Origin of the sequence: Hymenobacter sp. (assembly GCF_036388155.1) — a bacterium.
Classification (GTDB): Bacteria; Bacteroidota; Bacteroidia; order Cytophagales; family Hymenobacteraceae; genus Hymenobacter.
The window spans coordinates 23,436-35,007 of the sequence record NZ_DASVSI010000181.1 but is presented as its reverse complement, the minus strand read 5'-3'; the positions used below and the strand labels follow the sequence as shown (position 1 = coordinate 35,007).

Genomic DNA, 11,572 nt, shown 5'->3' with positions numbered 1-11,572 from the left:
GACCGGTTGTCGGTGAACGGCCGGTAGCGTATCGTGTGGGCGGCAACCGGTCGGGCGCCTCGGGCGTCGGACCGGGCGGTGCCGACTTACTAAACCGCTTCGGAACAAACAAGCGGCGAATGTGGAAAATAGTAAGCACCGCCGCCCTGCATAGAATGCCTGAACTACGCATGGCTTTCGTGCAAGGCAGCCAAGGCTATAGCGCGGAGAGTTGCGCCGAAAATAGCTGAACAGCAAGGAGTAGTAGCCTCGGCAGTGGGTTGTGCAGGCTGGATTTTCAAGCCAAATAGGCCAACTACTTATTAAGCGGCGCGTACGTTTTGGGGCCCTGGGCTCGGTTTGTAACCGGACTCAGGGCCCCTTTTTCACGCGGCCTGTGGTGGCTGCTTCATCAACCTAGCGAATGAAAACGAGCGAAGCTGCCCTGTGGGGAATAGTGGCCGGCGCGGCCGGAGTAGCCGCCATGACGTTGGCCGAAAAGGTGGAGCAGCGCTTCACGAACCGTCCCGATTCCTACGTGCCGGCTCATACCCTGGAGCGCCTGCTGGGCCAGCCGCACAAGCCCGACGACCAGCGCCTCGGCATGAACTGGGCTATGCACTGGGGGCAGGGCATTGTGCTGGGCGCCGTGCGCGGGCTGATGGCTGCCAAAGGCCTGCGCGGGCCGGTGGGGTCGTTTCTGTTCATGAATTTCCGCCTGCTCAACGACCAAACTTTGGAAAACGCCACCGGGGTGGGCGCGCTACCCTGGACGTGGCCCCGAGACGAGCAAACCATCGACCTCATTCACAAGGGCATTTACGCCTTCGTGGCTGGGGCCGTGGCCGACCGATTGGTAAAAGGGCCGGAACGTCCACCGGTGCCGCGGGCCGGCTGGACCATGGGCTACCCTGCCTAAACCACCGCTGCCGGCGCTACTGGGCGCGGCGGCGTTCCTCTTCTGCGCCGGTGCGGCGGGTGGGGGTGGCGGTGGCCTTGTCGTTGCCGAAGCGCCAGTTGAAGGAGAGCGTAGCCACGCGCGAGTCGCGGCGCAGGTACAGGTCCTGGCGGTAGTTGGTGTACTCCGAAACGGCCCGCAGCGGGGCGGTGTAGAAAATGTCGGTAACGGCCAGGCGCACGGTACCCTTGCGCTCCCACAGGTCTTTTTTGATGCCCACGCCCACTTGGCCCATGGGTTTGAACTCGAAGAAGCCCACGCGCTGGGCCGAGGTATAGCGGCCGTTTAGCTCGGCGCCCCAGCCCTTGCCCATCGTGAAGGTCCAGTTGCTGGTGAAGTTGAGGGTGGGCTTGCCGGCGCGCAGCGAGGTGTTAGCCAAGTTGCCCTGGTAATGGATGTAGTAGAGGATGGCGTTGTTGTAGATGCTGAGCCACTTGCCGGCCGTGAGGGGCGCCGTGAGGGTGAGGGCCACGTAGTGCTGCAGGTCGAGGTTGACGTTGGTCGACACCGTGGTGCTGTCGGTTTCGGGGTAGGCCACGTCGGTGATGGGGTCGTCGGTGCGGCTGTAGCTCAGGCCGAGGGTGTACTTCTGCTTGTAGGTGTAGTTGACCTCGGTGTTGAGGCTGGTTTCGGGGCGCAGGTCGGGGTTGCCTTTGCCGGAAGTGGCCGGGTCGATGATGAAGCGGAAGGGATTGAGCTGCCCGTAGCCGGGGCGGTTGATGCGGCGGCTCAGCGACAGCGAAGTCTCGTGGCGCTCGTTGAGGCTGTACTTCAGGGCCGCGCTCGGAAACAGCTGGTAGTAGTCGCGCACGAAGCCTTCGTTGGTGGTTACCTGCTGGCCTTTGGCGTGGGTTTGCTCGCCGCGCAGGCCGCCCTGCACGTTGAGCTTGCCCACGGTGTGGTTGAGGTTGACGTAAGCAGCCGAGATGAATTCGTCGTACTTAAACCGGTTGCTTAGGTTGCGGTCGAGCGTGGTCACGCCCAGGCGGGTGTTCTCGAAGCGAATGTCGTTGTCGGCCGTCACCACGCTAGCTTTGGCCCCGGCTTCAAGGCGCGTTTTCTCGTTGAGGGCCTGCATGTAGTCGGCCTTCACCGCCCGGATGCTCAGCTCACTGGTTTGGTCGCTGGCCAGGGTGTTGAAGGCTTCATTGGGCTCAAAAAACGTGGTTTGGCTTTGCGTGCGGCGGTTGGAGTACTGCGAGTAGTCCACGTCGGCCGTGAGCTCGGGGCGGCCGGTGCCTTCCCCGAAGGTGTGCTTGAAATTGACGTTGCCCGAGAAGTTGGGGTCGTAGCCCAAGCTGGTGCTCAGGGCCGAATACGACTCCTGCACCCGGCCGTCGGCATCGTAAAACACGCTGGTGTTTAGGCCCCGGCTGCTGGGTCCGGGGTTGGGCACGGAGAAAAGCGTAACCACGCCGCCCAGCACCGTGGTCTTGGACAGGGTGAAGTCGGCGCCCGCCCGCGAGTAGATGAAGTGGCTCGTTGAGACCGTGCTGTTGCGCTGGTCGCTGGTGCCTATCAGCGCGGGTTGGCCGTCGCGCGTCTCGTAGAAATAGCGGTAGGTGTTGCGCTCGCTAAAAAACTCGCGTTTGGCGTAGGTAACCGACGAAAACATGTTCACCTTCTCGCGCCGGTGGTTGAGGGTGAGGCCGGTGGTGAACTTGGTGTAGTCGCTCCGGCCCAGGCTGGCGTTGAAGCTGCCGTTGGTGCCCAGGCGCTGGTCCTTCTTCAGGTTGATGGCGATGATGCCGGCGCCGCCCTGGGCGTCGTACTTGGCCGGCGGGTTGGTAATCAGCTCAATGCTCTTGAGCTGGTCGGCGGGCAGGGCGCGCAGGTAGTCGGCCAGCTGGGAGCCCGTCATGGGCTGGCGCTTGCCGTCGATGAGCACCAGCAGGCCCGTACGGCCTTTCAGGGCGAGGTTGTCGCTGCCGTCCACGGTCACGCCGGGCGAGCGGGCCAGCACGTCGAGGGACGTATTGCCCGCTGCCAGCGTCGAGCCTTCCACGTTCACCACGGTGCGGTCGGCCAGGCGCTCAAACAGGGGCTTTTGGCCCACTACAGTCACTTCTTTCAGGGCAGTAGCGGCGCTGGTTTGCAGGACGAAGGCCGGCAGGGCCAGGCCCTCGGCGGGCAACTCAAACGCCTCGCTCCAAAACCGAACAAAACCTACCTGCGACGCCGACACCCGGTAGCGGCCAGTAGGCGCGCGCTCGAAGCGAAACGCCCCCTGGGCGTCGCTAAACTCGGTTTTTACCACCGCCGAATCGGCGGCGCGGTGCAGCGTCACGGTGGCGAATTCGATGGGCGCGCCCGCACCCGAACGCACGGCTCCCGACACCACGCCGGCGGTTTGGGCCTGTGCCGGGGAGGCCATCAGGACCCCGCAGACAAGCAGAAAAAGATGGAGCAGAAAAGGGCCGCGAAACGAAAATGTAGAAAGAACCATGATGCAGAAAAAAAGAGCAACTGTTGAAAGGTGAGTGATAAGCGAGGAAGCGAGCCCAGCAAAGCAATAGGCGTCGGAAATAGCGGCAAGGCTGCGTTGCGGCAGATTCGAGCGGGGAAACTGAGCGAGTGTGGGAAGGTTACCGGCGGTTTGCGTTTTCGTTACCGGTGCGGTGCAAATTTTTTTTCGATGCGTGTTCGATGCGTCGAGTTGGCTGTTTGCGTAGCGTGCCCGGCCGCGCGGCGCGACGGTCATGTCCGCCAGAATTCCGTATGGGTTGCACTACCCTTTGCGCAGTGCTTACTTTCGCCACATGCCCGCTTCTGCCGCTGCTCCCACGTCTTTCCCCGAAGAGCTTCGCCCATTATTCCCGCTGAATGAATTGGTGCAGGGCATACTGGGAGCGTCGCTTTCGGGCGTGGCCCTCTACCTGCCCATTCGGGGCGCGGAAGGTCAAATTGAGGACTTTGCCATTGCCCTGCTAAACCCGGCCGCGCAACACATCCTGCAGCAGCCGGCCCGGCCCGAGGGCACCTACCTGCAGCACTACCCGCACACGCTCGACACCGGTGTGTTTGCGTTTCTCTGCGAGGCGTTCGACTCGGGCCAGCCCCAGCCCATGCGGATGGAAGTCAACTACCAGGGCGACGGGCTGGACAATTACTTTCAGCTCTCGGCCCAGCGCGTGGGGGAGGGGCTGCTGGTGAGCTTTCACGACACGGCCCACCACGGCCGCTCGGCCGTGGAAGTGGCCCTGCGCGAAGCCCAGGCGCGCGAGCACGCCGCCTTGGCCGAGGCCGAAAGCCAGCGCGAGTCGTTGCGCAGCACGTTTATGCAGGCGCCGGCCATCATTTGCATCTTCGCCGGCCCCGAGCACGTGTTTGAGCTGGTGAACCCGCTGTACCAGCAACTGGTGGGCGAGCGGCTGCTGCTGGGGCTGCCCGTTCGCCGGGCCATGCCCGAGCTGGTCGACCAGCCCATTTTTGGCTTGCTCAACGAGGTGTACCGCACCGGCGAAACCTGCCGTGTCAACGAAATGCTGGTGCGCCTCGACCACGATACCACTCGCCCCAACCAACTGGAAAGGCGCTATTATAACTTTATCTATCAGCCTCGGCGCAATGCCCAAGGCGCCATCGACGGCATTCTGGTGTTCGCCTACGAGGTGACCGAGCAGGTGCGCGCCCGCGAAAAACTGGCCACCAGCGAGCAGGAAACGGCTACAGCCAACGAAGAGCTGGCATCGGCCAACGAGGAGCTGCAAGCGGCCAACGACGAAATTCGGTCCAGCAACGACGACTTGTTTCACGCCCAGCTCGAACTGCGCGAGCTCAACCAGGAGCTGGAAGCCCGCGTGGCCGACCGCAGCGCCGAAGCCGAGCGCCAACGGGCCCGCCTGGAGCGCTTTTTCATGCAGGCGCCGGCCGCCATCTGCATTCTCGACGGCCCCGAGCTGGTATACGAATTGGTGAACCCGGCCTACCAACAGCTTTTCCCCGGGCGCCGGCTGCTCGGCCGACCCATTCTGCAGGCGCTGCCCGAGATTGCCGAGCACGAAGTGTACCGCACGTTCCGTAAGGTGTACGATACCGGAATTACCCACGAGGAGCCCAGCCTGCTCATCCCCATTGCCCGGCCCGAAGACGGCGTGCTGGAAGAGCGGTACTTCAACTACATACAGCAGGCCCGCTACGACGAGCACGGGCAAATTGATGGCATTCTTGTATTTGCCCTGGAAGTAACGGAGCAGGCACAAGCGCGGCGGCGCAACGAAGCCCTGCAAGCCCAGGCGCTGGAGGCGGCCGAGCAGCTGGTGCGCCAGCGCGAAACCTTGTACCAGGTGTTTGAGCAAACCCCGGCCAGCGTGGCCATCCTGCGCGGCGCGGAGCATCGGTTCGACTACGTGAACCCCGGCTACCAGGGGTTGTTTCCGGGCCGCCAGCTGCTGGGGCGCCCCATTGCCGAGGCCCTGCCCGAGACGGTAGATTTCGGTTTCATCGACCTGCTGAACCAAGTGTACCGCACCGGCGAGCCTTATTTCGGCAACGAGCTGCCTCTGCAAGTGCGCGATTTGGCCGGCAACCTCCTGCCCGAGGCGTACTACACCTTCACCTACCAGGCCTATCAGGAGGCTGGGGCTACGGTGGGCGTGTCCATCTTCGCCTTCGACGTGACCGAGCGGGTGCTGGCCCGCCGCCAAACCGAACGCATGCAAGCTGAGGCGCTGAAGGCGGCCGAGCAGCTGGTGCGCCAGCGCGAAACGCTCTACCAGGTGTTCGAGCAAACCCCGGCCCTGGTGTTCATTGCCCGGGGCCCCGAGCACCGCATCGACTACGTGAACCCGGCCTACCAGGGGTTGTTTCCGGACCGGCAGCTCATGGGCCGGCCCACCGCGGAAGCCATACCCGAGTCCCTGGACGGCGGGTTCATTGCCCTGCTCGACCGCGTGTATGCCACCAACGAGCCGTATTTTGGCAGCGAGGTGCTGGCCGGCACCCACGACCGCGGCCAGGGCCCGCAACCCCGCTACCTGAACTTCACCTACCAGGCCTACCAGGAAAACGGCGTGACGGTGGGCGTTTCCTCGTTTGCCTTCGACGTGAGCCAGGAAGTGCTGGCCCGGCAAGAGGCCGCCTCGCTGCAAGCCGAGGTAAGCCGCCGCGACGCGCAGCTGCAGCTGCTGTTCGAGCAAGCCCCGGTGGCCATTGCCGTGTTCCGGGGGCCAGAATTCGTCATCGAGCTGGCCAACCCCGGCATGTGCGCCCTGTGGGGCCACCCCCGGGCCGAGCTGCTGGGGCGGCCGCTGCTCACGGCCCTGCCCGAGCTGCAGGGCCAAGGGTTTGAGCTGTTGCTGAAAGGCGTAGTGACCAGCGGCGAGCCCCACGCGGCGCAGGAGCAGCCCGTGCAGCTGCAGCGCAATGGCCAGCTCGAAACGCTGGTTGTGAACTTCGTGTACCAGCCCCTGCGCGACGGCCACGGCCACGTTACGGGCGTTGCGGCCGTGGCTACCGACGTGAGCGAGCAAGTGGCCGCGCGCCAGCTGCTGGCCCAGGCCAACGCCGAGCTCACCGCCGCCAACCAAGCCGTAATTGCCCGCAACGCCGAGCTACGGGCCGCCAACCAGCAGCTCACCCGCACCAACCTCGACCTCGACAACTTCGTGTACGCGGCCTCGCACGACCTCAAGCAACCGGTGAATAACCTCGCGGGCCTTTTTGATGAGTTGCGCCATTCCACCACGTTCACCGACCCCGCCGAGCAAGAAATACTCTTGCCGATGGTGAAAGAGGCCCTGGTCCAGCTCGCCACCACCATCGACGACCTGGCTGCTGTGGGCCAGGCCCAGCGCCTGCCCGACCTGCCCGCCGAAACCGTGGACCTGGCCGAGCTGACCCAGGAAGTGCTGCAAACCCTGCAACCCCAGATGCTGGCCGCCCGCGCCCGCGTCACCACCGACTTTGCGGCGCGGCCCACCATTTCCTACGCGCGCGCCAACCTGCGCACCATCCTGCTCAACCTGATTAGCAACTCGCTCAAGTACGCCGACCCCGGCCGGCCGAGCCGCGTGCACATCTCCTTGTGGCTGGAGCAGGACCGGCCCATGCTGCTGGTGGAGGACAACGGCTTGGGCTTCGACGTGCAGCGGCACCGCGACGAGCTGTTCCACCTCTTCCGTCGCTTCCACGACCACACCGAGGGCACCGGCGTGGGCCTCTACCTCGTCAACCGCATTGTGCAGAGCAACGGTGGCCACGTGGAGGTAGAAAGCGAAGTGGGCGAGGGCACCACGTTCCGGGTGTTTCTATGAGCGAACGCCGTGGCCGGACCGTCGCATGGCCAAAGGCTGAGAATCAGCCTTGCTTTTCGTAGAGCAGAAATTTGGTTCCTTCCAGCTCCAGCTTCCTTCGCCGGATGAAACGAAACCGAACGGTTGCCTGACCTTGGGGCTGCAGCTCAAACCGGGCCTCGGTGTCGTTGGCGCCGCCCACGAAGGTGTTGTTTCCGGCGTAGGACAAGGCGCCCCAGATTTGGTGGTCAGTCTTGTAGAAAAGCAAATCACCGTTGCGGTAAAACTCCATCACGGTGTCGTTGCTCATCTTGTAAATGCCGGACACGTCGTGAAACAGGCGGTCGTCGGGCAAGTACTGCTGCTTCAGCACAACGTCGAAGCGAATTTCACTTTCGTTGTGTTGAAGCTTTTTGAGCGACAAAATGCGGTTGACCGCCAAGGGCGGCTTGGTGCTGGGGCCGCCGTCGAGGTAAGGGTCGCCGGCGAAATAGATTTGCGTAATCAGGTCTTGCCCGCCGATGGCGGAAATGCGGAGGTGGATGTGCGCAGGGCGAAAAACCGAGGAGGCCGCGTCCACCGGCTCCGGCACCGGTTTGGTGATGGTGAAGCGGTACTTGCCATCGCGGCCCACCTGCTGGCTGCCCCGGTAAGTGAAGTCGTTCGAAACGGTGTCATACAAGCCATCGGCCCAGCATTGCCATACCTCGACGAGGCAGTTCGGCATCGGGGTTTTCCCGTCTTCTTTGTAGATGGTGCCGAACAATTGCAGCACTTCGCCCTGGAAATCGGGCGGGTTCAGGTTTTGCCGCAGGGGCGCGCCCGGCCGGTAAAAAGGGCCCAGAATGTCGGTCGAGGTGGCCGTGTCGCCCACGAAAGCGCGGTCGGTCCAACTGATGTTGCCGAATACCCCGACTCCAAAAGCCAGGACGCCCCCGTTTTTGATAAACTGCCTGCGTTTCATGGGCTCCGGTTCATTACATGAAAGGACTGGTAACAACTATATCTGTTTTCACTTCTCTCAAAGACCAACCCAATTGACAATCAGTCAACTGCTGCCTCGCGGGCCCGACGGGCGTCCGCGAGGGCTTCTCGCGCGCTGCAACGGCTGAGTGGGAATGTCCACCACCCACCGGCTCGGAAACTCATTCCAAGGCGAACTTTGCGGCTCGCGCTACTAACCTACTTGCATGAAAGCCTTTATTTTCGACATGAATGGTACCATGATTCACGACATGGAATACCACACCCGCGCCTGGCAGCACCTCTTCAACCACGACCTGGGCGGGCAATTTGCCTGGGAGGAAGTGAAGCCGCAGATGTACGGCAAAAACCAGGAAGTGCTGGTGCGCATGTTCGGGCCCAACCGCTTCACGAGCGAAGAAATGGACCGCCTCGCGCTGGAAAAAGAGAAACGCTACCAGGCCGAATTCCTGCCGCACCTGGCGTTGCTGCCGGGGCTGGCGGAGTTTCTGGAAGCGGCCCACCGGCGCGGCATTCCCATGGCCATCGGCTCGGCGGCCATCCCGTTTAACATCGATTTCGTGCTCGATAACCTGAACATCCGGCACTACTTCCAGGCCATCGTCAGCGCCGACGACGTGGCCCTGAGCAAGCCCCACCCCGAAACCTTCCTCAAAGCCGCAGCGCTGCTGGGCGCCGCGCCCGCCGACTGCGTGGTGTTCGAGGACGTACCCAAAGGCGCCGAGGCCGCCCACAACGCCGGCATGCAAGCCGTGGTGCTCACCACCACGCACGAGGTAGCGGAATTTGCCCACCTGCCCAACGTGCTGCATTTCGCCCCGGACTTTACCGGTGAGTTTTTTCAAAGCTTGCTGTAGCGCCCCGCTACCGGAACGAAACGTCAGCAGCGCGCTTGGAGAGCTACAGCTGCCGCAAAAAGCGGCGCACGCCTCCGCTTTGCTCTAAGCCAATTGCCCCTGCAGGCGCCGCGCCGCCGTCCGAATGCCCTGCTGCACGCACTCGGCCACGGGGGCTCGCGCCATCCAGTGGGTGAGGAAACCGGCCCAAAAGGCATCGCCGGCGCCGGTGGCGTCGTGCACTTCCACCGGCGGCGCGGGCTGGTGCTCCCAGGCGCCCTGGTCGGCCCGGTACCACACCCCGGCGGCCCCGCCGGTGAGGCACAGCACCCGCGCCGGTGCCGGCGCCAAAAACGCCATGGCCGCCTCGGGCGTAGGCGGTACTTCCCCAAACCGCACCACGTCGTCGAGGCTGACTTTGAGCAGCGGCCGGTGGGCCAGCACCTCCTGCCACACGGCCGCGGCGTTGTTGCTGCGCCGCCAGATGGGCTCGGCGTAGTTCCAGTCAACGGACACTTGGCGGCCGTGGGCGGTGGCCGTGGCCAGGGCGTCGAGCACGTGGCGCTGGGCGGGTTGCCGGCTCAGGGCGAAGGCGGTGGTGTGCACCACGGCGGCTTCGGCCACGAGGGCGGGGTCCACGGGCGGCAGGTGGCGGTCGGCGCTGCGGTAGGGAATGAAGGTGGGCGTGTCGCGCGAGCGCCCCACCACGATGATGCTTGTGGCGCGGTCGGGCAGCTGGTGCACGTGCGTGGTGCTGAGGCCCGCTCCGGCCAAGGCTCGCACCAGGATTTCGCCCAGCCCGTCCTGCCCCACGGCGGCCACCAGCTGGGCCTTACCGCCGCAGTGCTGCACAAACCGGCACAGGTTGGCAGGGCTGCCCCCGGCCACCGCCTGCAAGGTTGTGACCTGCGACAAATCCCCCACAAAATCGGTGGTGAGAATGTCAATCAGCGCCTCGCCAATGGCCAGCAGGCCACCAGTAGCGGGAGCAGGCCCGGCAGCGGTCACGGGCGAGTGGGGCTGGGAAAGCATAGCGGGTTGGGTTATTTGGTTGTTAGTTGCTAGTTGTCAGTTGTTAGTTGTCGACTTTGTTGTTAAGTATTGATTATTAGCTTGTTGGTACATATTCGGTTAGCCACTAACAACTGACAACGAGCAACTGACAACTAAAAACAGCCAGCAACTAAAAAGTAAGTAAGCGCTGGCCCTGGGCATAGGCCTCGGCCAGTACGCTGCCGGCAGCGCTCCAGGTGCAATACGGTACGCCGATGGGCGCGTGGGTTTGGCCGTGCAGGTTTTCGTAAAAGCCCCAGCGGGCGGCATCGAGGGGGTTGTGGCGGTTGGCTTCGGCTAGGCGCTGGCCGAGGTCGGCGGCCAGCGCCACGGCGCCGCGCTGGTGCAGGGCGGCGGCCAGCCAGCCGTTCCACACCGGCCACCGCCCGCCGTTGTGAAACTCGTGAGGAAGGTTGCGAAACTCGTAGGCATAGTTGTCGGCCAGTTCGGCCATCAGCGGGTCGGTTCTTTCAATGGCGGGGCTAAAAGCGGGCAGCAGCCCGGGCTGGGCGGCCAGCCGCTCGGCCAGCAGGCGCAGCAGCGCGGCGTCCTGGGCCGGCGTGCCCAGCCCCAGGAGCAAAGCCAGGGCATTGGCCGCCAGGTCGAGCTGCGGGTACACCCGGGCCGGATTGAAACCCAGGAGCCAGTGGCCGGTGGGCGCCTTTTGCAGCTGGTGCACCAGGTTGGGGGCGTAGAGGGTGGCGGGGTCGGCGGCAGGGTCGGGCCAGTAGTTGCGGCTAAGCACGGCCCGGATGGCGGCAGCTTGCGCGGCCCAGTCGGCGCGGGCGTAGTGGCGGGCGGCCAACTCCAGGGCCCACACCCGCAGGAGCTGGTCGTAGAGCACGTAGCCGTGCTGCACGTATTCGTCGGCCCAATTGCCGCTTTGGGGCACGTACACGAGGTGCTTGCCGTTGAACTCCCAGGCGTCGAGCACGCCAAAAGCCCGCGCCACTTGCGCGGCGTAGGGAGCGGCAAAGGCGGCGCCATCGGGCGCCAGGTGCGCGTACTGCAGCAAACCTACCACCGCCCAGCTCACGTTGTCGACCCGGCCGCAGTTGCCGCCGTAGCTGGCCTGGTGGGTGACGGGGTCCACGTTAGAAGGGAAAAAGCCAGTGGCGTGCTGGTGCGCGAAAATGGTAGCTAGCGTAGCCCGAAACACCGTTATCAGCTCCTCGTTCTGGCTCAGCAAGGCGGCTAGGCCCGTGATGACGCCGTCGCGGGTCCAGATGCGCTGGTAGTTGGCCAGGTCGCGCACGCTGGCCACAAAACCGGCGGGCGTGCTGGCGGCGTGCAACAGGAGCAGGGCCTCGGGGGTGGCGTGGGACATGGGTAAAGTGAAATCGGCGCAAAAGGAAAACCGTGCAGCGTACGTATCGGTAGAAACGAAGGCTCGCTACAGTAGAGTTATCTAAAAGCCCACTTGAAATAAGCCCTCATGCAGAGCGCAGCGAAGCATCTCGCGTGTGGTGGTAATTTTTGTTAAAGCGTCACTGATTAGTGACTGCACGCCAGATGCTTCGCTGCGCTCT

At 63.9% G+C, this 11,572-nt stretch carries 7 protein-coding genes; 3 read left to right on the top strand and 4 right to left on the bottom strand.

The window, feature by feature from the left end; translation table 11 throughout:
* Positions 1-403 precede the first annotated feature (403 nt).
* Entirely contained in the window at positions 404-898 is a 495-nt protein-coding gene (locus VF629_RS25360; protein WP_331061317.1) for a hypothetical protein, read from the top strand.
* A 16-nt stretch (positions 899-914) separates the two neighbouring features.
* Here VF629_RS25360 and VF629_RS25355 read toward each other — a convergent pair whose 3' ends face one another.
* Positions 915-3,383 carry a TonB-dependent receptor domain-containing protein gene (locus VF629_RS25355; RefSeq protein ID WP_331061316.1) on the bottom strand — a complete coding sequence of 823 codons (2,469 nt, stop codon included), beginning with the start codon at positions 3,381-3,383 and terminating at the stop codon, positions 915-917.
* Positions 3,384-3,696: 313 nt separating this feature from the next.
* On the opposite strand from VF629_RS25355, the gene VF629_RS25350 reads away from it, so the two are divergent.
* Positions 3,697-7,191, top strand: coding sequence for a PAS domain-containing protein (locus VF629_RS25350; RefSeq protein ID WP_331061315.1), 3,495 nt, complete (start codon positions 3,697-3,699; stop codon positions 7,189-7,191).
* Between the two features lie 43 nt (positions 7,192-7,234).
* On the opposite strand, the gene VF629_RS25345 is transcribed toward VF629_RS25350, so the two are convergent.
* Positions 7,235-8,134 carry a hypothetical protein gene (locus VF629_RS25345; protein WP_331061314.1) on the bottom strand — a complete coding sequence of 300 codons (900 nt, stop codon included), beginning with the start codon at positions 8,132-8,134 and terminating at the stop codon, positions 7,235-7,237.
* A gap of 226 nt (positions 8,135-8,360) precedes the next feature.
* Here VF629_RS25345 and VF629_RS25340 point away from each other — a divergent pair, with 226 nt between their 5' ends.
* Positions 8,361-9,011: an HAD family phosphatase gene (locus VF629_RS25340; protein ID WP_331061313.1), complete on the top strand. Its 651-nt coding sequence runs from the start codon at positions 8,361-8,363 to the stop codon at positions 9,009-9,011.
* Between the two features lie 84 nt (positions 9,012-9,095).
* Here the strand turns inward: VF629_RS25340 and VF629_RS25335 are convergent, their stop codons facing one another.
* On the bottom strand, positions 9,096-10,022 hold the full coding sequence (locus tag VF629_RS25335; RefSeq protein ID WP_331061312.1) for a carbohydrate kinase family protein: 927 nt from the start codon (positions 10,020-10,022) through the stop codon (positions 9,096-9,098).
* Between the two features lie 151 nt (positions 10,023-10,173).
* On the bottom strand, positions 10,174-11,370 hold the full coding sequence (locus tag VF629_RS25330; protein ID WP_331061311.1) for a glycoside hydrolase 100 family protein: 1,197 nt from the start codon (positions 11,368-11,370) through the stop codon (positions 10,174-10,176).
* Positions 11,371-11,572 lie beyond the last annotated feature (202 nt).